The 25,774-nt window shown below is 53.6% G+C and carries 26 protein-coding genes and 1 tRNA gene; 17 read left to right on the plus strand and 10 right to left on the minus strand.

Annotated elements, in window-relative coordinates; genetic code table 11:
• Positions 1 to 10: 10 nt before the first annotated feature.
• The 3 genes from AC6CHM_RS03170 to AC6CHM_RS03180 are packed head-to-tail and all read right to left on the minus strand — an operon-like array spanning position 11 to position 3,217.
• Entirely contained in the window at positions 11 to 748 is a 738-nt protein-coding gene (locus AC6CHM_RS03170) for an ATP-binding cassette domain-containing protein (protein WP_115053083.1), read from the minus strand.
• A gap of 1 nt (position 749) precedes the next feature.
• On the minus strand, positions 750 to 2,231 hold the full coding sequence (locus AC6CHM_RS03175) for an NAD(P)-binding domain-containing protein (RefSeq protein ID WP_498171954.1): 1,482 nt from the start codon (positions 2,229 to 2,231) through the stop codon (positions 750 to 752).
• Positions 2,228 to 3,217, minus strand: a complete 990-nt coding sequence (locus AC6CHM_RS03180; RefSeq protein WP_498171955.1) for a LysR family transcriptional regulator — start codon at positions 3,215 to 3,217, stop codon at positions 2,228 to 2,230. Before AC6CHM_RS03180 ends, AC6CHM_RS03175 begins: the two co-directional genes overlap by 4 nt.
• Positions 3,218 to 3,387: 170 nt before the next feature.
• On the opposite strand from AC6CHM_RS03180, the gene AC6CHM_RS03185 reads away from it, so the two are divergent.
• Together AC6CHM_RS03185 and AC6CHM_RS03190 are read left to right on the plus strand one after the other, a co-directional pair.
• Entirely contained in the window at positions 3,388 to 3,870 is a 483-nt protein-coding gene (locus tag AC6CHM_RS03185; RefSeq protein ID WP_307285003.1) for a CMD domain-containing protein, read from the plus strand.
• Entirely contained in the window at positions 3,867 to 4,442 is a 576-nt protein-coding gene (locus tag AC6CHM_RS03190) for a peroxidase-related enzyme (protein ID WP_498171957.1), read from the plus strand. The genes AC6CHM_RS03185 and AC6CHM_RS03190 overlap by 4 nt, the downstream gene beginning before the upstream one ends.
• On the opposite strand, the gene AC6CHM_RS03195 is transcribed toward AC6CHM_RS03190, so the two are convergent.
• Positions 4,432 to 5,088, minus strand: coding sequence for a TetR/AcrR family transcriptional regulator (locus tag AC6CHM_RS03195; RefSeq protein WP_498171958.1), 657 nt, complete (start codon positions 5,086 to 5,088; stop codon positions 4,432 to 4,434). The genes AC6CHM_RS03190 and AC6CHM_RS03195 overlap by 11 nt on opposite strands.
• Before the next feature lie 178 nt (positions 5,089 to 5,266).
• Here AC6CHM_RS03195 and gap point away from each other — a divergent pair, with 178 nt between their 5' ends.
• A complete protein-coding gene (gap, locus tag AC6CHM_RS03200) occupies positions 5,267 to 6,274 on the plus strand; it encodes a type I glyceraldehyde-3-phosphate dehydrogenase (protein ID WP_307285010.1) in 1,008 nt (335 codons plus the stop codon).
• 91 nt (positions 6,275 to 6,365) lie between these two features.
• Here the strand turns inward: gap and AC6CHM_RS03205 are convergent.
• A tRNA-Ser gene (locus tag AC6CHM_RS03205) sits at positions 6,366 to 6,455 on the minus strand.
• Positions 6,456 to 6,759: 304 nt separating this feature from the next.
• Between AC6CHM_RS03205 and AC6CHM_RS03210 the strand changes: the two genes are divergently transcribed.
• The 10 genes from AC6CHM_RS03210 to AC6CHM_RS03255 all read left to right on the plus strand — a co-directional run bounded on the left by AC6CHM_RS03210 (position 6,760) and on the right by AC6CHM_RS03255 (position 16,174).
• Entirely contained in the window at positions 6,760 to 7,224 is a 465-nt protein-coding gene (locus AC6CHM_RS03210) for a PepSY domain-containing protein (RefSeq protein ID WP_498171960.1), read from the plus strand.
• Complete coding sequence (locus tag AC6CHM_RS03215; protein WP_354343701.1) at positions 7,214 to 7,768, plus strand: cytochrome b/b6 domain-containing protein; 555 nt, start codon at positions 7,214 to 7,216, stop codon at positions 7,766 to 7,768. Before AC6CHM_RS03210 ends, AC6CHM_RS03215 begins: the two co-directional genes overlap by 11 nt.
• Before the next feature lie 437 nt (positions 7,769 to 8,205).
• Positions 8,206 to 9,462, plus strand: coding sequence for a septal ring lytic transglycosylase RlpA family protein (locus AC6CHM_RS03220; protein WP_498172643.1), 1,257 nt, complete (start codon positions 8,206 to 8,208; stop codon positions 9,460 to 9,462).
• Positions 9,449 to 10,657, plus strand: coding sequence for a D-alanyl-D-alanine carboxypeptidase family protein (locus AC6CHM_RS03225; RefSeq protein WP_354343703.1), 1,209 nt, complete (start codon positions 9,449 to 9,451; stop codon positions 10,655 to 10,657). The genes AC6CHM_RS03220 and AC6CHM_RS03225 overlap by 14 nt, the downstream gene beginning before the upstream one ends.
• Positions 10,658 to 10,748: 91 nt before the next feature.
• Positions 10,749 to 11,420: a dTMP kinase gene (gene tmk, locus AC6CHM_RS03230; RefSeq protein WP_498171962.1), complete on the plus strand. Its 672-nt coding sequence runs from the start codon at positions 10,749 to 10,751 to the stop codon at positions 11,418 to 11,420.
• Positions 11,417 to 12,469: a DNA polymerase III subunit delta' gene (locus AC6CHM_RS03235; RefSeq protein ID WP_498171963.1), complete on the plus strand. Its 1,053-nt coding sequence runs from the start codon at positions 11,417 to 11,419 to the stop codon at positions 12,467 to 12,469. The genes tmk and AC6CHM_RS03235 overlap by 4 nt, the downstream gene beginning before the upstream one ends.
• Before the next feature lie 98 nt (positions 12,470 to 12,567).
• Positions 12,568 to 14,115, plus strand: coding sequence for a methionine--tRNA ligase (metG, locus tag AC6CHM_RS03240; RefSeq protein WP_337354753.1), 1,548 nt, complete (start codon positions 12,568 to 12,570; stop codon positions 14,113 to 14,115).
• Positions 14,116 to 14,119: 4 nt separating this feature from the next.
• On the plus strand, positions 14,120 to 14,908 hold the full coding sequence (locus tag AC6CHM_RS03245) for a TatD family hydrolase (protein WP_498171964.1): 789 nt from the start codon (positions 14,120 to 14,122) through the stop codon (positions 14,906 to 14,908).
• Positions 14,901 to 15,707: an MBL fold metallo-hydrolase gene (locus AC6CHM_RS03250; protein ID WP_354343713.1), complete on the plus strand. Its 807-nt coding sequence runs from the start codon at positions 14,901 to 14,903 to the stop codon at positions 15,705 to 15,707. The genes AC6CHM_RS03245 and AC6CHM_RS03250 overlap by 8 nt, the downstream gene beginning before the upstream one ends.
• Entirely contained in the window at positions 15,704 to 16,174 is a 471-nt protein-coding gene (locus AC6CHM_RS03255; RefSeq protein ID WP_337354750.1) for a YbaK/EbsC family protein, read from the plus strand. Before AC6CHM_RS03250 ends, AC6CHM_RS03255 begins: the two co-directional genes overlap by 4 nt.
• Before the next feature lie 254 nt (positions 16,175 to 16,428).
• Here AC6CHM_RS03255 and AC6CHM_RS03260 read toward each other — a convergent pair whose 3' ends face one another.
• Positions 16,429 to 16,830 carry a GFA family protein gene (locus AC6CHM_RS03260; protein WP_498171965.1) on the minus strand — a complete coding sequence of 134 codons (402 nt, stop codon included), beginning with the start codon at positions 16,828 to 16,830 and terminating at the stop codon, positions 16,429 to 16,431.
• A 271-nt stretch (positions 16,831 to 17,101) separates the two neighbouring features.
• On the opposite strand from AC6CHM_RS03260, the gene AC6CHM_RS03265 reads away from it, so the two are divergent.
• The 4 genes from AC6CHM_RS03265 to mazG all read left to right on the plus strand — a co-directional run bounded on the left by AC6CHM_RS03265 (position 17,102) and on the right by mazG (position 21,922).
• Positions 17,102 to 18,160, plus strand: coding sequence for an ABC transporter ATP-binding protein (locus AC6CHM_RS03265; protein ID WP_498171967.1), 1,059 nt, complete (start codon positions 17,102 to 17,104; stop codon positions 18,158 to 18,160).
• A 121-nt stretch (positions 18,161 to 18,281) separates the two neighbouring features.
• Entirely contained in the window at positions 18,282 to 19,304 is a 1,023-nt protein-coding gene (locus tag AC6CHM_RS03270) for an extracellular solute-binding protein (protein WP_307285050.1), read from the plus strand.
• Positions 19,305 to 19,352: 48 nt separating this feature from the next.
• Positions 19,353 to 21,023, plus strand: coding sequence for an ABC transporter permease (locus AC6CHM_RS03275; RefSeq protein ID WP_498171969.1), 1,671 nt, complete (start codon positions 19,353 to 19,355; stop codon positions 21,021 to 21,023).
• A 77-nt stretch (positions 21,024 to 21,100) separates the two neighbouring features.
• Positions 21,101 to 21,922, plus strand: coding sequence for a nucleoside triphosphate pyrophosphohydrolase (mazG, locus tag AC6CHM_RS03280; RefSeq protein ID WP_115053065.1), 822 nt, complete (start codon positions 21,101 to 21,103; stop codon positions 21,920 to 21,922).
• A gap of 1 nt (position 21,923) precedes the next feature.
• On the opposite strand, the gene hflX is transcribed toward mazG, so the two are convergent.
• The 4 genes from hflX to AC6CHM_RS03300 all read right to left on the minus strand — a co-directional run bounded on the left by hflX (position 21,924) and on the right by AC6CHM_RS03300 (position 25,682).
• The gene (hflX, locus tag AC6CHM_RS03285; RefSeq protein ID WP_498171971.1) at positions 21,924 to 23,336 is read right to left on the minus strand and encodes a GTPase HflX; all 1,413 of its coding nucleotides are present in this window, start codon (positions 23,334 to 23,336) and stop codon (positions 21,924 to 21,926) included.
• A 6-nt stretch (positions 23,337 to 23,342) separates the two neighbouring features.
• Positions 23,343 to 23,582, minus strand: coding sequence for an RNA chaperone Hfq (hfq, locus tag AC6CHM_RS03290; protein WP_008129219.1), 240 nt, complete (start codon positions 23,580 to 23,582; stop codon positions 23,343 to 23,345).
• 121 nt (positions 23,583 to 23,703) lie between these two features.
• Positions 23,704 to 24,570 (minus strand): D-amino-acid transaminase, encoded by an 867-nt coding sequence (locus AC6CHM_RS03295; protein ID WP_115053063.1) that lies wholly within the window; start codon positions 24,568 to 24,570, stop codon positions 23,704 to 23,706.
• An 11-nt stretch (positions 24,571 to 24,581) separates the two neighbouring features.
• A complete protein-coding gene (locus AC6CHM_RS03300) occupies positions 24,582 to 25,682 on the minus strand; it encodes a lactonase family protein (RefSeq protein WP_498171972.1) in 1,101 nt (366 codons plus the stop codon).
• Positions 25,683 to 25,774: the final 92 nt, after the last annotated feature.

Consider the following 25,774-nt stretch of genomic DNA (forward strand, 5'->3'; position numbering starts at 1 on the left):
TATCCTTTCTTTAAAAGGCGTGTTCAGAGTTGAGAAATTGCGTAAGACGCGGATTTGACGGCGCGTCAAAAATTTCGGACGGACTACCTTGAGATGCGACGACGCCGCGATCCATAAACACGATGCGGTTCGAGACATTCTTGGCGAACTGCATTTCATGGGTGACAAGGAGCGAGGTGATTCCAGACGATGTGACGTCACGAATAACCTTGAGAACTTCGCCGACAAGTTCAGGATCGAGTGATGACGTTGGTTCATCGAACAGCATGACATCCGGCTTGACGGCGAGCGCGCGCGCAATGCCGGTACGCTGAAGTTGCCCGCCTGAAAGCTGGGATGGATAGCTGTCGATCTTGTCGGACAGGCCCACACGGTCAAGCTCTTGCAGCGCAATGGCATGAGCTTCGTCTTTTGACTTTCGCTGTACAACTATGAGCGGGTCCATCACATTCTGGATGACCGTCATGTTCTTGAAGACATTGAACTGCTGAAAAACCATGGCCGTGCGAAGCCGGATCGCCTGGATCGCGTTTTTATCCGGTTTTTCATAGTCCATGCGGATTTGATCGAAGGCGATTGTGCCGGATGCCGGCTTTGCCAGATAATTGATGCACTTCAGGAGCGTGGTCTTGCCGGTGCCGCTGGGGCCGATGATCGAAACCACGTCCCCGCGATTGACAACGAGATCAACGCCATTGAGGACCTGCGTCTTTCCGTAGGACAGCTTTAGGTTCTTGAGCTCAAGCATTTCAGATCAATGTCCTTTCGGAAGGTGTTGCACAATTCGTCGGGGTTTCGCTGTCGACCCACTCGTCTCCATTTAGTTCGGGTGTGTCGAACGCCTGAAGATCAGCGAAGTGACGCTCGCGATCTTCGACGAAGAGCGCTTTTACGATGCCGCGCGCGAGACGATCGGCGCCCTCGCTGACTGCGGGAATGTCGCCCGTGAGCTTGCCGTGGCTCAGGGTCGCCGGGAAATTAAAGCAGTGAATCTTTGACAGGGCCGGGCATGCACCGGGCTCTTTTTCGAGGAATTCGAATGCTTCTCCAAGATCGGGCGACGCCTGCAGCTCGTTGTTTTGCATATCTGCCGGGACGGGGAACCTGTCGCGCCACAAGCGGATAGACGGTGCGACCGCAGCAAGTTCCGACCGATTGATCACGTCGATCCTGAAGCCGGTCCCGAAAATCAGGAAGTCGAGGGGATAACGCCCTTTCGGAGTCACCACCACGATATGGTCTCCGTGGTGCTCCAACGAGGTGATGGGGCTTCCCAGGTGAAGATGAGCTTGCGCGAACGCGCTGACCCGCAGAACACTCGGGCGGGGCGGCGGCGTCTGCTGGCCCATCGTATAGTCCAGGAATCGCCACTTCCACTCATCCGGAAGGCCCACAAATCCGTGCACAACCCCTTGGCTGCCAATGCCGGTGAACTTGTTGATCCGTGGCAGTTCCTTGCGGCGCACAAACATGTCCAGGCGTCCCGCCCCAGCTTCAAGCGCTGTCGCAGCATTGTCCATCGCCGATGCGCCAGCGCCTATAACCCCGACACGCTTGTTTTTCAGCGCCGCGAAATCAATCTCATCGGCGGTATGAGCCCAGAATTTCCGTTCAATGCCGTCGGCGATAGGGGGCACATATGGACCGCCCAGACCATCTCGACCTGTCGCGAGCACCACATGGCGGGCGATTATCGTTTCGGTGCGGCCGTCTTGCTGGCAAATCAGATCGAGCATGCCGTCGTCGCGCGGAAGAATTGCATCCACCGAGATATTGTTGCGGACCGGCAGTTCAAGCACCCGGCGATACCAGATCAGATAGTCCATCCAGATTTCGCGCGGCGCCCGGTCGAGAGCAGCCCAAGCCTCAATACCATAGCGGGCCTCATAATATGCCCGGAAAGTGAGGGCAGGCAGCCCCATGGCGGGTCCGGTCAATTGCTTGGGTGAGCGCAAGGTGCGCATGCGCGCAAACGTGATCCACGGCCCCTCTTGTCCAGCAGGTGCCTTGTCGAGAACGATGTGGTTGGCAACGCCGAGCCGTTTGAGCATACCGGAGGCGACAAGGCCAGCCATGCCGCCGCCGATGATGACGACATCGACAATTGCTTTGCCATTTGCCATGCGCGGGGGAACCCAGGACTTGGCAGGCAGCTCCAGCCAGGTAAGATCCTGCCGCAGGCGTGCCTCCAATGCATCGAGGCCGGTTGGCAAAATGGAAGGCTCGCTCATGACAGCGTTCCTTCCGGCACTATGCTATTTCCATAGATGGCTTCGGCCAATGCCCCGTCGCCACCCAACTCGCGCAGGCGACAGCCAGGCATGGCCAGTGCGACGGCACGGGCAGCGTCAATCACGGCGGCGACGGTCGGGCTCAGCGGATGTGCGGCAGGCGAGATCGCGCCGAACAGAAAGGGGATAGTTTGGTCGAGCGTTCGCATCACAATCCCCTCCAGCGGCACGCCAACAACGGTCGCTGGTTCAACGAGCGCCACCCCAAGTCCGACGCGGACCATCGTGAGTGCTGTCATGGAGGAATTAACGTCGATAATCCGCTGCGGCACGACGCCCGCCCGCGCCAAAGCTTCGTCAATGCGATGGCGCAATCGGAACGGATTGGCCAAAGTGATGATACGGCGCTCGGCAAGATCGGCGAGACTCACCACGTCATTTCCTGCGAGAGGATCGTCTACGGCAAGAGCGACGACGCATGGCGCATCGGCAATCCAGTGCACATCCAGGCCCGGATGTTCCAAAGGGAGACTGGCAATGCCGAAGTCCGCCGAGCGGGCGAGAACGGCCTGCACGACATTTTCGGCAGCCAATGCCTGGATATGGAGATGGCGAGGAATGAGATCCGGCGAGACAGCCGCAAGTGCCCGCGGAAGAACGCCAGCCGCAAGCGAGGGCGTGGCGGCGATGGTGAGCGAGATTGGCTCATCAAGACCAATAGCGTTTGCCCGCTCGCGGATATGCGTCAAGCTGGCAAGGTGGCGTTCGACTTCCGCATGAAACTGCAAGCCTCGCGACGTCGGCGTGATGCGCGGTCCACTGCGATGGAGCAGTGCGTAGCCTAGATCGGCTTCTAGATCTTGAATCAATCTGCTGACGGCAGGTTGCGAGCGGCCAAGGAGCCTCGCTGCCCCGGTCACGCTACCAGCGGACATGACTGCTGCGAATGCTTCAAGTTGCCGAATGTCAAATAATCTAGAATGCATATTTTATATTAAGCACCCATCTCAATGCACGTACAGTATAATGATGCTCAATTTAGTCACGAAATTGGATTATTATTCCGCATCATTAGCGATGTATCATGATAAATTGACATGATAACAGGTCGTGCCTAATTACATGGCACACCAGCCATCAATATGAGGAGCTAGTTTTGACACTCATCGAAACCCTTGCCTCCGTCAGGCCGGGCACCGCCCTGGCGGACGCTATGGAGAAACGCGCGGAAATATTGCGCCTCAGTGAAGCAGCGCACGACGCCGTTGTCCTACCGCGTGATCCAGGTGGTCTTTCGCTTGGATTAAGGGCAGCACTTGCCGCTCGAATGGCGCGGCAGAACCGCAACGCCGCGCTCGCAGACCATTATGACACGCTGGTTGCGCGCGCTGCCGAACCGGCCACGGCCCCGCTTGCTGATCCCGAAGCCACCGTTACCGAACCACGTGTCGCGGAGATTGTCCGCCATGCCGACCGGCTGACAGTCGCGCCACGAGATGCGACGCAGGCTCATATCGAGGCTTTGCGTCAGGTCGGCGTCACCGACGCCGATATCGTTCGGCTCGCGGAGCTTGCGGCCTTTGTCAATTATCAGGTGCGTGTTCTTGCAGGCTTGAAACTGATGGGAGAAATGCGATGAGCGAGGTTGTCCATACTTTTACTACAACGGTTCCGCGCTGGCAGCCCTATGTTGTCCCGGTGGATTTCGCGACCGCGACAGAAGAGCAGCATGCGGCGATGCAGACAACGCCGTCGAACAAGGGCATTTCGCCCTATGTGCTTACTTTGGCGCACGATCCTGAGACACTTGCTGTTCGCTCGCCCCTGTTCAACCTGATCATGTATGGAAAAGACGGCTTGGCATCGAGCGAGCGCGAACTGGGCGCAGTTGCGGCATCCATCGTTAACCGCTGCGTCTACTGTGCCGCCGTTCACGCTTCGCGATTCACCGCCCAGACGAAACGCAGCGACGTAATTGACGCGATCTTCGCTGATGGGCTGAACGCAACAATTGACGAGCATCTACAAGCCATTTTTGATTTTTCAGCACATTTATCGCCGACACCGCCCGAGGCAACAGCGGCCCATGTGCGGGCTCTGGCGGATGTCGGGCTCAACGAACTCGAAGTTCTTGACCTCGTTCTCTCATCCGCAATCTTCGGCTGGGCCAACCGCCTGATGCACACCCTCGGCGAACCGATCAAGGATTAGGGGCGACTGTAGCGTAGGCTGATACCGGGATAGCGCCTGCGGACCTGAGGATCAGCGCAACACTGTTGCGTGCGATGCGCTCAAGTTCCGGCTGTTCTGTCCCGGCACGGGCGCGCAATGCAAGACTGTGCTGCAAGGCGGCGAGCAGGTCGGCGAGGGCATCTACATTGGTTTCAGGCGGTAACTGAACGTCGTCGCGTGCCACCGCGATACGATTGCGAAACCGCGCGTCGGTGCGTTCGAGAGCGGCAGACAGTTCCGCGCTCATCACAGGATCGGCCGTAGCTTCGCCGGCTATGACGCTGAGCATGGGGCAACCGAGCGGGCGATCATCACCTTCCGAATAGATAGCAACAAGTATAAGGAAATAGGCTTCGAGCGCTTTTGCAAACGAAGGTTCGTCGAAGAGGGCACGGTTCCAGTCTACGGCTTTGTCCTCGACATACTGTCCGACTGCCCGCAGATAGATGCTGCGCTTGTGACCGAAGGCGGCATAAAGGCTCGGCCGCGCCATTTTCGTGGCCTCCGACAGATGATCCAGCGACGTGGCGGTGTAGCCATGGCGCCTAAATTCCAGGAGCGCAGCGTCGAGCGCTGCCCTGGTGTCGTATTTGCGTGGACGCCCACGGGTGGATTTCTCATTCATTTTTGTACCGTATCGCAATAAATTCGTTGCGCCATATTTTTATGCGAACTAGTATAAAATAAGTGACTCAGAAAAAACACCGCTCTGGAAGAAGTCGGGCGAATAGGCGCTTGCATTCCGCCCTGCAGCGCTCAGGCCGCATACGCAAGCGGCGAACCGTCCCGGAAAAGGACAATCCATGACTGATAAAATCCGCATCGGCATTAACGGGTTCGGACGTATTGGCCGGACAGTTCTAAGGGCTGCCATGGCGCGCGACGACGTCGAGGTCGTGGCAATCAACGATCTGCTGCCAATCGATCATCTGGCTTATCTCCTCAAATATGACAGCGTGCATGGCGGCTTCGGGGCCAGTCTAGCCGCTGCGGATAACGCCCTCGATATCAATGGTAGCAAGGTCAGGGCTTTCGGCGAACGGGAACCGGGCGCGATCCGTTGGGGCGACGTCGGCGTCGATCTCGTCATTGAGTCCACCGGTCTGTTCCTGACAAAAAAGGCCGTGGAAGGACACCTTGCTTCCGGTGCAGGTAAAGTATTGCTCTCCGCACCGCCAGAGGACGACACACCTGTCTTTGTGATGGGTGTCAATGCGGTCAACTACGCCGGTGAAAACGTTGTTTCGAATGCGTCATGCACGACGAATTGTGTAGCGCCGCTCGCCAAAGCACTGAATGACGCTTTCGGCCTTGAGGAAGCGCTGATGCTTACGGTTCACGCGACAACGTCGAGCCAGAACACAGTCGATGGCGTGGCGCGCAAGGATTGGCGTTTCGGGCGTGGCATCCTTGAAAACATCATCCCGGCGACCACCGGTGCGGCGCGCATGGTGGGCAAAGTTATCCCCGAGCTGAATGGACGGATCAACGGCATGGCGGTGCGCGTGCCGGTGTCGGACGTCTCGATGATTGATCTTACATGCCGGCTTAGGGAAAGCGTGTCTTATAAGGACATTTGCGCGATGCTCCGCGAGCAGACGGCAAGCGCGATGCATGGCATTCTCGCTTATTGCGATGAGCCTGTCGTCTCTACCGATATGCGCGGTAATCCGCATTCTTCAATCATCGACGCGCTCGCCGGCATGCAGATTGAAAGCGGACTGACCAAGGTCGTTGCCTGGTATGACAATGAATGGGGATATGCCTGCCGTTGCCTCGACTTGGCAGCGCATGTTTCGCGCGCGAGGTAGCAGCCGGATTGGAACGATTAGAAAAAGCCGAACGAAAGTAAACTCTGCCTTTGTCCGCTAACCTGCCTTTTTATCATTTACTGCAATAAAATGGCGGAGGGGGTGGGATTCGAACCCACGGTAGGCTCTCACCTACGCCGGTTTTCAAGACCGGTGCCTTAAACCGCTCGGCCACCCCTCCAACCTGTTGAAAACACTTGATGACCTGGTTCAGGGTCATTTCGGGGATAAAGCAATTGCAATTACTTGTCTGCCGAATGTTGTTCGGGGGCCTTTATAGCCTTTCGGATTGCCGCGTCAACCTGTTCTGCAGCGACTATTTGCATTGGCGATATTAGATGTGAATAAAGGCCAGACGAGCCCCAAATGGGAAACAATGTCAGGCTCTCAAGGTGGGACTGAAACCACTCAAAAGTGAGGCCCAGATTGCCGCATGATTTTATTCATGGACGATACTGAGCCTCTATCAGGATGCTTTCCGAAACATGTTCGATGCCGTCCTGATATTAGTAAAATCCATCTCCGCACGATTGGTTCCAGTAATTAATTCACTATTGACGAATTTTCTGATTCCAAAAAAATCGGCGAAAATCAGCACGTTCAATTATGAAGGGACCAGCGCTCACCATTCAGTGTCGTGTCAGCAATTGCCTTCAGACAGGTCACGTCACAACCTGAAGAAGGACAAGACCATGAAATCCATTTTTGCCGCTTTGACACTTTCTCTCGTTGCCAGCACCGCAATGGCTGCCCCCAAATGCGATGCCCCTAAAGAGAAGTGGCAGCCAAAAGAGGCGCTGCAGAAACAGCTTGAGGGTGAGGGATGGAAAGTCAAAAAGATCAAGACAGAGAATGGTTGCTATGAAGCCTATGCGACCAAAGCGAGTGGTGAGAAACTGGAAAGGTTCTTTGATCCAGTAAGCTTCAAGGCCATGGGCGATGACAAGTGAGCTATCAGAAATAGCGTCGCAAGAGCGACAATCCATTAAGACATGGCCCGGATATATCCGGGCCATGCACTGGACACTCGCATCCTGTGTATTGGGCGCCTGGATAATGTCCGAGAATATCCGCTGGGTTCATGAATATCTGGGCTATGGCGCCGTTACCATCGTTACCATCCGTATTTTTGCCGGTTTTTTGGATGGTGGCTTTGTCAAATTTACAAACTTTGTGAAAGGACCTGCCGAGACAGTTGGGTATCTCAAGCAAATCTGGCGGGGAAAAGAAGAGCGTCATATCGGGCATAATCCTGCCGGTGGCGCAATGATCCTGGCGCTATTGCTCACCATAAGCATGACAGGGCTGACCGGCTGGCTGTTAACAACAGATCGTTTCTTTGGCGAAGAGTTACTTGAAGATGTGCACCAGTTTCTTGCCAACGGTGTCATTTTTCTTGTGGCGCTTCATTTGGCCGGCGTCCTTCTCGCCAGTGTTCGTCACAAGGAAAATCTCGTCGCAGCGATGATTACGGGGCGGAAGAGACTGAAATAGGGCACCCGAATCCCTCAGAAATATACTGCAACGCTTGGAAAAGGGTTGTCGTCATTGGGAGAATGCGACCAGACGTCATTTTCAGTTGGGAAACAGCATTAACAATTGTTTATGGAGATGGCAGTCTGGAGGCCATCTCCTAGACGTCGGGGCGCGTGCTCAAGATCACCTGACTTACGCTTGCAAATCCATCCATAAACATGCGTAATATTATCAATCCCGCAAAGCATTTGTTAACAACGTATCAACCTCTGGATGACATTGATGGACGTCGTACAAATCCGGTTATGTGTCTCGGCTTTGCGCAGATGTTTCAATCTGGTATTTATGCCTTGATGTAAAATTGTGGGGACGGCCGTGCAGGCCGGTGGTTTGCATTGCCAAAAGCCAAAACCTTCCGAGTTTTCGAGTTCAGCCGCATTGCGGGCGTCGTGGCCATGGGTGTTCTCATGACAGCCTGCGCTTCGCCAAAGGCCAAAATCGCCAAGAAGTCCCACGGCAAGGAATATTTTGCCGAATCCAAATATGGTGTGAAGGCAAGCCCGCGCGTTTGGACCGGCGGAAAGATCACACGCGGCGGTGGCCGCAATCAGGTCGGACGTCCATATCAGGTTGCAGGCAAGTGGTATTACCCCAAGGAAGAGCCGGGCTATGTGCGCAAGGGCAGGGCCTCATGGTATGGTTCGGCATTTCACGGGCGCTTGACCGCCAATGGCGAAGTCTATGACACGGCACAACTTTCCGCAGCGCACCCAACTATGCCGCTGCCAAGCTATGCACGCGTCACCAATCTTGGAAATGGCGCGTCAGTTATTGTGCGCGTCAATGATCGCGGACCCTATCATAGCGACCGGGTAATCGATCTGTCGCAGCGTGCTGCCACTATGCTGGACTATCAGCATACAGGCACTGCAGATGTAAAAGTTGAATATGTTGGCCGCGCACCGCTTGAGGGCGATGATGATCGTTTTCTCATGGCTTCCTATCGCGGACCAGGCGCATCCGATCCTTGGGGGCAACCGGCATCCGGCGTCATGATCGCAATGAATGGCACCACGCCAACAGCGAGAAAGCAGACGCCCGTTCCTGGTATGGTGCGTCCTGAACCAGCCGGTATTCAGGTCGCGAGCCTTGGCACACAGCCAATTTCTTTAGGGGAGCAGGCCAATCAATTGGCGATGCCGCAATCCCAGCCAAGTCTGGTCGATGACACGGGCCTGTCGTTCAACACGGATATTGATCCGGTTCTGCCTCTGATCGGACCATTTATTGCCGATAAACCTGCGGTACTCGTAGGCTCATATAAGGCCCAGAAGCCTACATCCTCACCCTTCGTCAATTCCTATGCCAGCGAGCGTATAGAAATGGCGCATGCGCCTGCCGCAGCGACGGAAATGCTGTTGACGTCGGAAGCTGTAACAAGCGCTTGGAAATCAATGAGCGCCTCGCAAAGCGCATTCCAGGGCGAGTATGTTGATATTGGCCTTTTTGCCGACAAGGAAGAAGCCACGCGCTTGATGAACACACTTGCGCCACTTGGCAAAATAAAACTTTCCGAAGTCGCCAGCCCTACCGGTAGCCGTATCGCGCTCGCCGCGAAGGCTGACACCGCAAAACAGACTGATGCATTGTTACAGGCAGCCTGGAAGGCTGGCGCAACAGACGCATTTGTTGTTCGCGATGACAGAAGCTAAGCCCGGCAGGACATTCTCTTATCTGACAAAGCATATTCATACCTGTGCTTTGAGTATTGGTATTTTGCTCACGCCCTTGGTTGCCAATGCCGAGGAAGCGCTGTTTGACACCAAAGCCAAGCAGGCTCTTATGGTCGAAGACCAGACCGGAACAATATTATTCGCCAAATCGCCCGACACGCTGATCGAGCCGGCGGCTCTGGCAAAGCTCATGACGATGGAAGTGGTGTTTCATGAGTTGAAGGCGGGCAGGATTTCGCAGACGACGCAATATACTGTCAGCGAGAATGCCTGGCGCACGGGCGGCGCGCCATCTGGTGGCTCGACCATGTTCGCCAAACTTAAATCCCAGCTCGCGGTCGGCGATCTGATACAAGGCGTCATCGTGCAGTCGGCTAATGATGGCTGCATCATTCTCGCGGAAGGAATTGCGGGCTCAGAGGCGAAATTTGCCGAATTAATGAACGCGCGCGCCAAGGAAATAGGGCTTACCGCTTCGACATTCGTCAATTCCACCGGGCTGCCGGACCCAAAGCAGCGGGTATCGCTAACCGATCTTGTGAAGTTGGCGCGACACATAAAAAAGGAATACCCTGAATATTACAAAACCTATGCGCAGGACAATTTTACCTGGAACAACATTTTTCAGCGCAACCGCAATCCGCTGTTGCGGCTTGATATTGGCGCAGACGGCATGGGTACCGGCTACACCGAGCAATCCGGTTATGGCATTGTCGGTGCAGCAGAGCGGGGCGGCCGGCGTTACATCGTTGCATTGAGCGGCCTTGCGACAGACAAAGAACGTGCCGAGGAAGCCAAGCGCATTTTTGAATGGGCTTATCAGGCCTTCGAAGAAGTCGACATTTTCGCACCCAACGAATCTGTTGGCGAGGCCAGCGTATTTGGCGGCGTAAAGTCCGGCGTTCCACTAAAAGCGCATGAGAAAGTGAGCATACTTGTTCCCGTGGCTAACCGCGACCGCCTCAAGGCACATGTGGTCTATAATGGACCATTGGTGGCACCGCTCGAAGCGGATCAAAAAGTTGGCACATTACGTATCTGGATTGGCGATGCACTCGTGCAGGAAACGCCGGTCTATACAGCGGAAGCCGTAGAAAGCGGCGATCTCACGGAACGCTCGCTGAATGCGGTATTCGAGCTGACCACGGGCTGGATGCGTCGATTGAACTTTTAAACTTCTTGGCAATTGCCTCCCAATATCAGTAGACATGCCATATTGCATGTTTGCAGTACGTGGTTCATGCCAGTAACGAAGAGATCGAGGCGTGCAGGGATTGTTCATTACATTTGAAGGCGGCGAGGGCGCTGGCAAATCCACCCAGATTGCCCGGTTGAGCGAGTATTTGCGTTCTGACGGCGAAGATGTGCTGGTAACGCGCGAGCCCGGCGGGACGCCAGGAGCTGAAGCTGCCCGCCACGTTATTCTGAGCGGTGCGGCAGAATCACTGGGGCCCGCAATGGAAGCAATTTTGTTTGCCGCTGCGAGAAATGACCACGTGGAGCAGGTTATCCGTCCGGCATTGCAGGCTGGGCGTACTGTGCTATGCGATCGTTATATTGATTCAAGCCGCGTCTATCAGGGCGTTACGGGAAATCTGGATCCTCAGCTTATGCGTGCCATAGAACGAACAGCTATTAACGGCCTAGTTCCGGACCTGACGATCATTCTCGACCTGCCTGCGGAACTTGGCCTTCAACGGGCCAATAAGCGGCGCGGCACTGACATTGCGGACCGCTTTGAAAAAGAGACCGTGGAACTGCATATAAAACGGCGCGAGGCATATCTTGCTATCGCCAATGCAGAGCCGAAGCGCTGCAAAGTTATCGCTGCGGATCGGCCTATCGATATAATATCGGCCGAGATCATCGCTTATGTTGATCAGGTGAGGGCTGCAAACGAGCACAAAGACACTCAAACAGTTGAGGCGGCGAAGTGAGCGAGCCAGTTCTGGACGTACCAGCCACACATGACGCTATTGATGGCGTTCCGTCGCCTTCAGCAAATCCAGCACTATTTGGTCATGTAGGGATACGAGCCTTTTTGGCTCAAGCCTATCAGTCCGGCCAAATGCACCACGCCTTGCTTCTTGAAGGTCCTCCAGGTGTTGGCAAGGCGACGCTGGCATTTCATCTCGCTGGACATATGCTGAAATATCCCCAGCCTGAAACCGCACCATTGACGCTTGCAACACCTGATTTCGCAACCGCACCCTACAGGCAAATTGCGACCGGAACGCATCTTTCCATTCTGCATATAAGCCGGCCATTTGATGCAAAAGGCGGAAAATTCAAGACCGGAATACCGGTTGAAGAAATTCGGCGCGTAGGACATTTTCTAAACCGGACATCGCATGATGGCGCATGGCGCATTGTAATCGTGGATCCAGCTGATGACATGAATCGTAATGCTGCCAATGCCTTACTAAAAACTCTTGAAGAACCACCCAAGCGAACACTTTTCATTTTGATATCGCATTCTTCAGGGCGGCTATTGCCGACAATTCGTTCGCGCTGCCAATCGATTCGTTTCGAACCACTGGCGAACGAGGATCTATCAGCGGCATTACAGGCGATTAATCTCGACACCCAAACACTGCCCGATGCAGATCAATTGATGGCTCATGCGGATGGCAGCGTGCGCAAGGCCGCGCTATTGCTCGCCTTTGGCGGGCTCGAAATCTCGGCGGAGGTGGACAGCATACTGGCAAAACGCGTGTTTGACGTGCCGAAGGCTCACGCTCTGGCAACAGCCCTCTCGGGCCGTGACGCGGAGATTCAATACGACTTGTTCCTCGATGATTTGCTGGCGCGGATCGCCGTAAAAGCACGACTTGCCGCCGAGCGGGGCAGTGCCGACGAAGCCAATCGCTGGTCATTGCTATGGCGGGAAATCCAGAATGAGGCGAGGGATGCTGCGGCCTTCAATCTTGATCGCAAACAAACCGTTTTGATTTTTCTTGAGCGTAGCCAGCGGGCATTCAATTAGAGCCGCACAGCGAACCCGCCCACTATGGCAATCACGTCTGACTTGCGTTATGTCAACTTTTCCCAAGATGCGGAAAGAAGAGACAGAGTCAGGTACCCATGAGCCGCGAAAAATTCTACATCACGACTGCCATCGCTTATCCAAACGGAAGCCCGCATATCGGTCACGCCTATGAGGTGATTGCTACCGACGCTATTGCACGCTTCAACCGCCATGACGGTAAGGATGTCATGTTCCTGAGTGGAACGGACGAGCACGGTATCAAGATGCTGCAGACGGCGCGCAAAGAAGGCATCAGCCCGCGTGAACTCGCTGATAGAAATGCTAAACTTTTCCGTGACATGGGGCATCTTTTGAATGCTTCGTTTGATGACTACATTCGCACGACGGAAGAGCGCCACTATAAATCTTCGCAAGCGATCTGGCAGAAAATGGCCGATGCGGGCGACATTTATAAGGGCGGTTATGCCGGCTGGTACTCCGTGCGCGACGAAGCCTATTATCAGGAAGAAGAGACGGAGCTGCGTGCGGACAATGTGCGCTACGGCCCGCAGGGCACGCCTGTGGAATGGCTTGAAGAGGAGAGTTATTTCTTCCGTCTGTCAGCCTATCAGGACCGCCTGCTTGCACTATACAGCGAGAATCCAAGCTTTATCGGACCCGACGAGCGACGCAATGAAGTTGTGTCCTTTGTCAAATCCGGACTGAAAGACCTTTCAATTTCACGAACCACGTTTGATTGGGGCGTCCCTGTTCCCGGCGACGAAAAGCATGTGATGTATGTATGGGTGGATGCCCTGACCAATTACATCACGGCAACAGGTTACCCGGACGAAAATGCAGATCTTTGGCATTATTGGCCCGCTGATGTGCATATTATCGGCAAGGACATTATCCGCTTTCACTCGGTTTACTGGCCAGCATTTCTCTGGTCTGCCGGGATCGAATTGCCTAAGCGGGTTTTCGGGCATGGGTTTGTCTTTAACCGCGGCGAGAAAATGTCGAAATCGGTTGGCAACGTGATTGATCCAACTGCGCTCGTGGAACATTACGGGCTTGATCAGTTGCGTTATTTCCTGCTGAGGGAAATACCGTTCGGTCAGGATGGCAATTACAGCCATGAAGCGATCGTCAATCGTACAAATGCCGATCTTGCCAATGATCTTGGCAATCTGGCGCAGCGTTCGCTGTCGATGATCGCCAAGAATTGCGAGGCCAAAGTGCCAAAACCTGGCGAATTGACTGAAGCCGACAAGGCAATTCTCGATCAGGCAATCGCGGCATTGGACACGGCGCGCAAAGCTGTTGGCGTTCAGGCACTGCATCAGGCCTTGGCGGCAATCTTTGGCGTCGTGGCCGAAGCAAACCGCTATTTTGCAGGGCAGGAGCCTTGGGCGCTGAAGAAAACCGATCCGGCCCGCATGGAAACTGTTCTTTATGTGACAGCAGAAGTGATCCGGCGTATCGGTATTCTTTGCCAGCCATTCATTCCGGGTTCGGCTGAGAAATTGCTCGATATTCTGGCGGTACCGGCAGACGAGCGCAACTTTACTGACCTCGTGGAAAGCCAACTTGTTCCGGGTGGCGATTTGCCTGCACCGCAGCCTATTTTCCCTCGCTACGTCGAAGCAGACAAAGCGGAATAGACTGATGCTTGTTGATAGTCACTGCCATCTGGATTTTGCAGATTTCGCCGAGGAACGCGATGCCATCGTTCAGCGGGCGCTTGATAATGACATCAAGCGCCTTGTAACGATTTGCACGCGTGTTCGCCGTTTCGATAGCATCATTGCGATCGCGGAGGCCTATGAGAGCGTTTACGCCTCCGTTGGCACGCATCCCAATAATGCCCACGAAGAGCTGGATGTGACGGTTGACGAGCTTGTCGAGTTGTCAAAACATCCAAAGGTCGTGGCCATTGGCGAGGCAGGACTTGATTATCACTATGATTATGCGCCGCCCGCAGCGCAGGATCAGGGTTTCCGGACACATATCTCGGCATCCAGAATAACGCAGCTGCCATTGGTCATTCACGCGCGCAGCGCCGACGAAGACATGATCTCGATCTTGCGTGAAGAAACAGGGAAGGGCGCCTTCCCTTTCATTCTACATTGCTTTTCGTCCGGTGCCGAACTTGCACAAGTGGGTGTAGAGCTTGGTGGCTATATCTCATTTTCCGGTATTCTGACTTTCAAAAACTCGCCCGAAATTCGGGAGATTGCACGAAATGTTCCGCGCGACCGGCTTTTGGTCGAAACCGATGCTCCATATCTTGCACCCATGCCGCATCGCGGAAAACGCAACGAGCCGAGCTTCGTTCGCCATACGGCTGCTGTTCTGGCCGAAACGATTGGCGTAAGCGAGGCTGAAATCGCCAATATAACGTCTGACAATGTGTTCCGCCTGTTTACAAAGATGCCAAGGCCAGCTCATGCCTGATCGCTTGCGCTTCACTATCCTTGGATGCGGTTCGTCGCCCGGCGTGCCGCGGCTTAATGGTGACTGGGGCAATTGCGATCCGAACGAGCCAAAAAACAAACGCCGGCGCGCATCGATGCTTGTCGAGCGTATTGGCGATCATGGCACCACAACAGTCATTGTTGATACGGGGCCGGATTTCCGCTCGCAGATGATCGATTTTGGTCACGGCAAGCTGGACGCCGTTGTCTATACTCACGCCCATGCCGACCATATTCATGGGCTCGATGACTTGCGCACCTTTGTCATCGACAGACGCGATCTTGTGAATATCTATGCCGACGCAGCGACGCAAAGACGCTTGATGGAGGGATTTTCTTACTGTTTCAAAACACCGGAAGGCTCAAGCTATCCGCCGATCTTGCGACCGCATGAGATTATCCATCACGAAGCCTTCGAAATTGACGGGCCGGGCGGACCAATCAGGTTTTTACCTTTGCCTCAGATACATGGCGACATTCTTTCCCTGGCTTTCAGGATCGCCGATGTTGCTTATTGTTCCGATGTGAATGCGTTTCCCGACACAACTGCAGCTCAGCTTTTCAACCTTGATACTTTGATCATCGACGCTTTGCAGTATCGTCCACATCCAAGCCATTTTTCACTCGAAGAATCAATGGATTGGATTGATAAGTTGAAGCCTCGTCGAGCATATCTTACACATATGCATATACCCCTGGATTATGGAACTGTGCTGCGCGAAACTCCAGACAGTGTCGAACCGGCCTATGACGGGCTGTCTTTTGAGGTCGAATTGTGAGCAAGAGCGTTGAACGTGTCCGCCAGGCCGCCGTAGCCGCCGGTCTCGACATCGAAATTCGCCAAATGGCTGATTCAACGCATACGGCTGAAGATGCGGCAGTACAATGCGGCGTCACGGTAGCGCAAATCGTCAAATCCTTGGTTTTCCAGGGTGCAGACAGCAATAGTCTTTATCTCTTCCTTGTATCCGGGCCGCGCAAGCTTGACCTCGACAAGGCCGCCAAACTGACAGGCGAGCCATTGCATCGGGCCGACCCGAAATATGTGCGCAAGGAAACGGGCTTTGCTATCGGCGGAGTATCGCCATTGGGACATCTGATCGACATCAAGACATATGCAGATGAAAGCCTGATGCAGTTTGATATTGTATGGGCAGCAGCAGGTGGAACGAACTTTGTTTTTCCATGTGAACCACACAGGCTGGCAACAGCCGCCAAAGCGCATATTGCTGACATTACAATTTAGATCTCGATGCATTAATCAAGGTTTTTGATCAAGCAAAACCGCGTCATAGCTGGGTTTTGGTCATCCCATTAGTTCCATAATCTATCTTATGCGACTTAAGTGTAGGCGCTCTGTAAAGTTGAAATGTCACACTCCCCGGATCATACGACATCCAGGAAATTGCGGATGAGCAATCTCGCTCTTGTACAGTTGAGTGTGGACGAACGCCGCACGGTCGCCCGGTTGTTTTTGGCGTCGACGTGCCAATTGCAATCCTACACCGGACTTGCCTGGAAACATTCGGTTCCTTCGGCAAAACTCACCCAATGATGTTTTGATTGCTCGAAAACTGACATCGTCGGCGCCGGGAAATTTGGGTCAGCCAAAGTACCCACTGCTACACCAACAATTGTCGGATCCGCATCGGGTTTCCAATAGACCGTTGAACCACAGCTCGGGCAAAAATACATGCGAACCTTGCGCCCGCTTTCGGCAACACGGCTGTACTCCGTTACAGCTCCTGAAATCTCGACACTATCAGCCGCATAGAACGCATTAACGCTGAATGATGTGCCTGTTCGCCTCTGGCAAGCGAAACAATGACACACGGCAACCAACTTTGTTGGCTTTCGCATTGTCAGTCTAAGTCCACCGCATACGCATTGAGCATCAGTCATGGGAAAACCCTCCGTCTTTTCGGTAATGAAATTTTGGGATTTTGGTGAGGCGCAGTTTGATCGCTGTCACAGGCGGACAGCATGATTTATCGGCCCGTAGGACCGGGATGCGCAGTATCAACGATTGTATAGCTTCACGGAATTGTCAACCGCCGCATCTAAAACCTGTCCGCGCCCTACCTTGAAAAGCCGCACATCATTTGCATTTCATCGCAATTTAACAGATCAAGGCAACATGCAATGGCAGCAGACCGAGACAAACGAAATGAACATGCAAAAACCTGAGCACCAAGCGGCGATTCTTCAGCTAGACACGGTCAGCAGACGCTTTGGGGCAGTTGATGCGCTTAAAGACATATCGCTGTCGATCCAGGCGAGTGAAATCATCTGCCTTGCAGGTCATTCTGGTTGCGGCAAGTCCTCGCTTCTAAGAATTATTGCAGGCGTCGACAGCCCCGACAGTGGCGTCCTGTTAATGCAGGGTGAGGAAATCGCCGGGCCGCAGCGTTTCGTTGAGCCTGAAATGCGCAAGATCGGGTTTGTATTTCAGGATTACGCCCTCTTCCCGCATTTGACGGCCGAACAGAATATTTTGTTTGGTTTGAAGGCTTTGCCCAAGCAGCAAGCGCTTAAGCGCGCCCAAGAAGTCATCGAGCATGTAGGAATCGCATCGCTTATCACGCGCTACCCGCACATGCTTTCCGGCGGCGAGCAGCAACGCGTGGCCTTGGCGCGTGCCCTCGCCCCCAGCCCTGATATCCTGCTCATGGACGAGCCATTCTCCAGTCTGGATTCGGGATTACGGCAGAAAGTTCGAAACGATACATTCGGGTTGCTGCGGGAGTTGGGCACAACGGTCATCATGGTAACGCATGATCCTGAAGAGGCGCTCTCAACCGGAGATCGCATTATCCTTATGCGGCAAGGACGTATCGTTCAATCAGGGACAGGGTATGAACTGCACGACGCGCCAAATTCACCCTATGCAGCAGACTTCTTTGGAGATTTTAACAAGGTCCCGGGCATCTATCGCAACGGGCATATTGAAACAGCGATAGGCACCTATGCTTGTACAGCCCCGGTAAATGACGGGACAGCAGTCACCGCCTATTTGCGCCCTCAGGCGATTTCGGTCAGCACTGACCAGAGCCAACTGAAAGGGAAAATAGCCAAACGGATATTCCTGGGCGATACCGAACAGATCATGGTCAATGTTGAAGGGCTGACTGAGCCATTGCATGTGAAGACATTCGACCGGCTTCCCGGCACGGCAGACCATATAGGCCTTACGGTAAAAGCAGAAGGTTTGTTGGTTTTCCCAGCCCTCTAGCCAAAGACAAACCCAATCAACATTTCGTGATATGGAACCAGCTACATCCTAAAAACTTGATAAGATCAATCAAGTATGGTTTTGCCATGACTGTGTTTTTTCATTTTCCAAGGGGGTTACAATGCATCCATCCAATACGGCAAAATCAATTGTACTGGCCGGCGTTCTTGCCATTGGTGCGGGCGCAGCATCCGCTGCCGAACTCAATATTTATACCACCCGGGAACCAGGCCTGATTCAACCCTTGCTGGACTCGTTCAAGGCTTCGACAGGAATCACGGTCAATACCGTATTTATGAAAGACGGACTTGCTGAACGCGTTGCCAGCGAAGGCGAAAGCTCTCCTGCAGACATTTTGATGGCAGTTGACGCAGGCAACCTCGTCGATCTGGTTGATAAAGGTGTCACACAGCCGGTCGAATCCGCAGTTTTGACAGAATCCATTCCGGAAACTTTGCGCGATCCAAAGGGTAACTGGTTTGCCCTGTCCATGCGTGCCCGCGTTCTTTATGCGGCCAAGGACCTCGATCTAGCCAGCTTCAATTATGAAGACCTTGCAGACCCGAAATGGAAGGGCAAGATTTGCATTCGTTCCGGCCAGCATCCTTACAACACAGCGCTTTTTGCCAGCTATCTGGCCCATTATGATGCAGCCGAGACCGAAAAGTGGCTTGCAGCCGTAAAAGGCAACCTCGCCCGCAAAGCTGGCGGCGGTGATCGCGACGGCGCCAAGGACATTCTTGGCGGGATCTGCGATATCGCAATTGCAAACTCTTACTATGTTGGTTTGATGCGCTCTGGAAAGGGCGGCGAAGACCAGGTCAAATGGGGCGAAGCAATCAAGGTCGTACTTCCAACCTTCAAAAATGGAGGAACGCAGGTCAATATCAGCGGCGCAGCAGTTGCAAAACATGCTCCAAACAAGGCCGAGGCTGTCAAGCTGCTCGAATATCTGGTTTCTGATGAAGCACAGAAAATCTATGCCGAAGCCAATTTCGAATATCCTGTAAAGGCCGGTGCCAAAGCAGATCCGATCATTGCCTCTTTTGGCGAGCTCAAGATCGACTCAACCCCGTTGACCGAAGTTGTTAGCCATCGCAAAGAAGCAAGCGAACTCGTAGACAAAGTCGGTTTCGACAACTAATCAAAAAGGACGAGCGCCCGGCTTCACGGGCGCTCGTCCTTACCTTGAATGGATGCGCGTTTGACCACCCCGTTAACAACAAACCGGCGGCACAGCCGTAGCGGATCGGGATGGATCGTCTCGGCAGCAATTATAGCTGTTCTGGTTCTCCTGCCTGTTTTTGCACTGGCGCTACAGGCTATTCAAGGCTCAGCCGGATTATGGTCTCATCTGCTTGTGACCACCCTACCCACAGCACTCGCCGATACGCTTATTTTGCTTTGCGGCGTGGGACTGCTCGTCGCAATCTTGGGCACAGGAGCCGCTTGGCTCGTCACTGCCTATGATTTTCCGGGCAGGCGCATCCTCGAATGGGCGCTCATCCTGCCCCTGGCAGTACCAACATATATTATCGCCTACGCCTATCTGGATATTCTTCACCCGATAGGCGTTGTGCAAGGTGCGATACGCTGGCTCTTCGGCTATTCCAGCCCGCGTGAGTTCCGCCTTCCGGATATACGCAACATGACGGGCTGCATCATCCTGCTTGGTTTCGTCCTGTACCCTTACGTATATATTCCAACACGGGCACTTTTCCTGATGCAGTCGTCCAGTTTGATCGAGGCCGCCCGTACGCTTGGCGTTTCGCGACGTCACATATTCTGGCGGGTGGCCCTGCCCCTCGCCCGTCCCGCCATAGCAGTTGGTGTCAGTCTGGCACTCATGGAAGCGTTAAATGATATCGGTGCCTCTGAATTCCTGGGCATCCGCACGCTTACGGTCTCGATCTATACAACATGGATAACGCGCGCCGATTTGCCGGGCGCTTCGCAGATCGCGCTTTCGCTGCTTTTCATCGTCGTTGCACTGGTGGCAATGGAGCGTTGGGCAAGACGCGAACAACGCTACTCCATCAGCGCGCAGAGAAGCCGCATTTCCGAGCCGCTAAAAGTAACCTCGCGGCAAGGGCTGATATTTTTCTGCATCGGGTCCATTCCAGTTCTCATAGGATTTGTTTTCCCGGCCATATATCTTGTAACCGAAGCTTGGCGCCGTTTCCAATTTGCCGGGCTTTCGCCCCGGTTTCTTATTGAGGCGGCCAACACTGTCGTTTTTGCTTTTACAGCGACAATAGTCACCGTGGGGCTTGGCGTCTTGCTTGCCTATGTTGCCCGTCTGCGGCCAGGACCAGCTTCCGCCTGGTTTTTCAGGCTGGCGACTATCGGTTATGCCGCACCCGGCACTGTTATTGCCATTGGTGTCCTTATTCTGCTGGCGGGGCTGGACCAGTTCATAAACAGAAATGCCATAGCCTGGTTCGGCGTTTCGACCGGTCTGCTTTTTATGGGATCAGGCGCAGCGCTGATATATGCCTACGCTACCCGTTTCCTCGCCATATCGGCGGGCGGCATGGACGCCGGGCTGACGCGGATACCGCTTTCATTCGACCACGCTTCGCGCACGCTCGGTCAAAGTGCCAGCGGTACGTTCCGGCATGTCCATTTACCTTTGTCAAAAGCGGCGTTGACTGCGGCCGCCCTTCTCGTTTTTGTGGATTGCGTAAAAGAACTACCAGCCACATTGCTGCTACGACCGCTTAACTTTGAAACCTTTGCAACGCACCTTTACGGTGAAGCTGCACGTGGCACTTATGAAGAAGCATCCATCGCGGCGCTTGCTATTGTTGTCATAGGCATATTGCCAGTCATTCTATTGTCGAAAATCGGGCGTAGAGCCTGATCCGCTTGTTGTGGACAATTGACCCGGCCTTTGCATGTGAGATGGCTGTAAGGAGTGACCTCGCTTATGGTCGTGCAATGAAACCATCGCGCGAAATTACACGTCTCCTCGACATCATGGCCGCTTTGCGCACGCCTGTTACCGGCTGTCCATGGGATATCGAGCAGGATTTCAAGTCAATCGCCCCGTATACGCTTGAAGAAGCGTTTGAAGTCATTGATGCCATCGAACGCAATGACATTGATGATTTGCGCGAGGAGCTGGGCGACCTGTTGCTTCAGGTCGTATTTCACGCTCGAATGGCGGAGGAAATGAAGGCTTTTGATTTTGGCGATGTGGTGCAAGCCATCACGCACAAGATGATACGGCGCCATCCGCATGTTTTTGGCGACGAAAATGCCCGTGGCGCAGGCATGGCCAAGGGCATGTGGGACAAGATCAAGGCTGAAGAGAAGGCAGAACGGCGCGAGCGACGGGCGGCATTGCAGCTTGAAACTGCCGAGCCGAGTGGATTTCTTGACGATATTCCTCAGGGCTTTCCATCGCTGATGCGGGCCCTGAAATTACAGCAAAAAGCCGCCAAAGTGGGCTTCGACTGGTCGGAAGCCCTTCCCATTCTTGACAAGATTGAAGAAGAAATCGCCGAGTTGAGACATGAAATAAGCATTGGCGACCAGCAAAAGACCGAAGAGGAATATGGCGACTTGCTGTTCGCCATGGTCAATCTTGGTCGACATTTGAAACTGGAACCGGAAAGCGCATTGCGCGGAACCAACGAGAAATTCCGCACACGCTTTCATTATATTGAGCGCAAGCTGACAGAACGCCAACAATCCCTTGAAGATGCTACACTGGACGAAATGGAGGCACTCTGGAGCGAAGCAAAGACCAAGAAGTGAATTAGGCTTTGTTTTTGGTCAGCAGTTTCTCTTGTAAAACGGCATTTGAAGTCACCGTCATATCCATGGTCAGTACAACTGAGCCATCATCCTCATCTTTGCGCTTCAGATTGCTGGAGTGCTGGTAAATCCAATCAATGAGGCCCATTTGCTCTGGCTTTAATGTAAGCTTCACATGAGCAAGCTTTCCGGCGATGCGGTTTTCAATTTCAGCCAGAAGGGTGTCTACGCCCTCTCCCGTGATCGCCGAAACAGGAATTGGGTGTTCGTTGCCTGTGGCAGCGGCACTAAGCCTTTGCGCAGATTCCCTGCCCGGCTCATCCAGTAGGTCAATCTTGTTCCAGACTTCGATAATGCGCTTCGTATCGCCTCGCTCAATACCAAGATCGGCCATGATGGCATGAACATCTTCGGCCTGCGCAGCGGTATCCGGATCGGAAATATCGCGTATGTGCAAGATCAGATCCGCCTCGACAACTTCTTCAAGTGTCGCCCGGAATGCCGCAACAAGATGCGTCGGCAGGTTTGATATGAATCCCACCGTATCAGACAGGATAACCATTTCGCCATGTTCCAGGCGGATTCGCCGCAAGGTTGGATCAAGCGTTGCGAAGAGCATGTCTTCCGCGACCACTCCGGCGCCGGTCATGCGATTGAAAAGCGTGGATTTACCGGCATTGGTATAGCCTACGAGCGCAACGATGGGATGCGGAACCTTGCGGCGCTTGCTACGGTGCAAGGCGCGTGTGCGGACAACAGTTTCCAGCTCGCGCTTGATACGCAGAATTTTTTCCTGCAGTGCGCGTCTGTCAGACTCAATCTGTGTTTCACCCGGCCCGCCCAAAAATCCGCCGCCGCCACGCTGCCGCTCAAGGTGGGTCCAGCTTCGAACCAACCGGCCTTTCTGGTAGGTCAGATGCGCCAGTTCGACCTGCAACGTGCCTTCTTTTGTTTGGGCACGACGACCGAAAATCTCCAGAATAAGTCCAGTTCTATCAAGAACCTTGGCATTCCACGCTTTTTCAAGATTGCGCTGCTGTACGGGTGTCAGTGCGTGATCGACAATCACCAGTTCGGCATGCGTTTCTTCAATGATCTCAGCGATCATGTCGACTTTGCCTGAACCGAGCAGCGTTGCTGGTCGGGGCGCAGAGACCTGTACGATGTCGGAATGGACAATATCCAGATCAATGGCGCGAGCGAGACCTTTGGCCTCTTCCAGGCGTGCTTCATCGCTGCGTTGAAATTCGCGGTAGTAGGCAGGTGTTTTGTGATCTTCCTGCTTGCCACCATCTGCAAAGCGATGCGGCAACACTGGAACTATGACGAGCGCGCGAGTAGCTTCGCGGGCGGTATCGCCATCCTCGGCAATTCCGCCCTTTTTGTCTGCGTTACGCGTATTTTCTTTGGTCAAATGCGGTTAGTCACTTTCTTCAACTTCGAACATCTGCACAGGCTGACTTGGCATGATGGTCGAAATGGCATGCTTGTAAACAAGCTGCGAATGGCCGTCACGGCGCAAAAGCACGCAGAAATTGTCAAACGAAGTAACAATACCGGTCAGTTTTACACCATTTATCAGGAAGATTGTCAGAGAAATCTTCTGTTTTCTGACGGAGTTCAGAAAAAGGTCTTGAAGATTCTGCGATCGTTCAGCCATTGTTTTTATCCTTTTATGCGATCAGCAAATGTGTCTCGTGCAAAATTCTGCAGTGGAAACAGGTAACCCTGCTCCAACAGGAGGTGGAAAACAGCGTTTGTAAAGTCCCCTCACTCACGGGTTAACAGGATGGCGTTTTTTCCGCAATCTCAAAAAACGCTTCGCGTAACGAAAGTGTTATAGTACCGGGGTGCCCGTTTGCGACCACAACGCCATCGATGTCAACAACGGGCATAATTACAGTGGTTGCGGCGCTGATGAAAGCCTCTTTTGCATTTTTTGCTTCGTCTACTGAAAATCCCCGTTCTTCAATTTTCAAACCAAGCTTTTTAGCCACATCAAAGATTGTCGTTCGGGTAATGCCGCGCAAAATACCGGTTTCCGCTGACCGCGTAACAAGAACGCCGTCCTTTGTGACAATCCACGCATTGGTGGCAGCGCCTTCCTTAACGGTCCCATCCGGATCCACAAACCAGGCTTCCTGAGCCCCCTGCTCTTTGGCTTGCTGGCGGGCAAGCACGTTTGGAAGCAGCCCTACCGATTTGATATCCACCCGCTCCCATCTGTTTTCAGGAACTGTGATTACCTTGATGCCCTTTGCAGCACGTGCTGCGGATGCCGCCGGGCTGGTGCGCTTGGCAGTAATGACGAGCGAGGGCGGCGTATCAGCTGACGGGAACACATGGTCGCGGCGGGCAACGCCGCGTGTCACCTGCAAATAGACAAGACCATTGTGAACCTTGTTCCGTCGCACCACTTCCCTGATGATGAGCTGCAATGCCTTGCGCTCCATCGGCCAGGCGATCTTCAGTTCTGACAATGAACGACCAAGCCGGTCTAGGTGCCGCGTCATATCCATAATGTTATCGCGGGCAATCTCGCATACCTCGTAGACGCCATCAGCGAATTGGTAGCCGCGATCCTCAATATGCACCCCGGCATCTGAATGCTGCACATATTGTCCGTTTACATAGGCAATTCGGGACATTCTGAGGCTCCTTAAAACGTGCCGAAGACGATACGCATGGGTGTCGGCAAATCAACACGCTTGCCTGTGTCTTCCAACGCTCCCGTCTCGATATCGCGTCTGAACACTGCAATACCGCCGCCCTTCTGGTTCGACACCAGCATGAATTTTCCGGAAGGATCGATAATGAAATTACGCGGGCCAATACCTTGCGATGGCGTCCATCCGACCAGTGAAATCTTTCCGGAATCCTCGATGGAATACGTTACGATGCTGTGGTGGCCACGGTTTGATCCGTAAAGGAAACGACCATCGGCACTGACAGCAATCTCCGCGCATGTATTTGTTTCGGTGAAATCGTCAGGAATTGTTGGCAAAGTCTGCAATATTGTCAGGCTGGCTTTTTCAGCATCATAATCCAAAACAGAAACAGTGCAGTTTAATTCATTGATAACGTAGGCAATTTTGCCATTGGGATGAAATGTCAAATGGCGCGGCCCTGCACCTTCCGGAAACTGGGTAAACGGCGTCGCGGCGAGTTTCAGCTTTGCGCCCTGCTTGGGCATTTCATAAGCAAGGATCTGATCCAACCCAAGATCACAGACAAATAATGTCCTATTATCCGGACTAGCCACCGCACAATGACCATGCTGTCTTTTCTTGGTCGGCAGGATGGCATTTCGGCCTTCATGGCAAGCGGCTGCAAAGGCAGGGTCAATAGCGCCATCATTACGAATGGCGAAGGCAACAATTGCATTGCCCGGACGCTCTCCCAACGGAGCCACGGTGTAATTGGATGCGAAAATCTTCTCACCCGTCTGATCAAAGCCCAGATGGCACGTGGTATTCCCGAGTGTGGACTGCATGTTGATGTAGGACAGCGCACCGTTTTCGGGATCAATGTCGAACGCGGCTACGAGATTTTCATTCCACTCGGGAATTTCAACTGCTGCATAGAGACGCTTGCGCTGCTCATCTATTGCCAGATAACCAGGATTATCGATTGCCAGATACTCACTCGCAAGCGCGAGATCGCCGGTTTCGGTATCGAACTGATACACACTGATGCCCTTGCCCTGACCGGGCAAAGCATTGCGATTCAGGTTTCCGACGAAAGCAAATGTTTTGGGCATTGTCATACTCATGGATTGGAAGCTGTGAGATGGAGGATTTCTTGAATGCAGGTCTACAATGCAACTCTTTGTTTTTATTCAGCTCAACTACG

It is taken from the genome of Phyllobacterium sp. GQ127 (assembly GCF_059758635.1).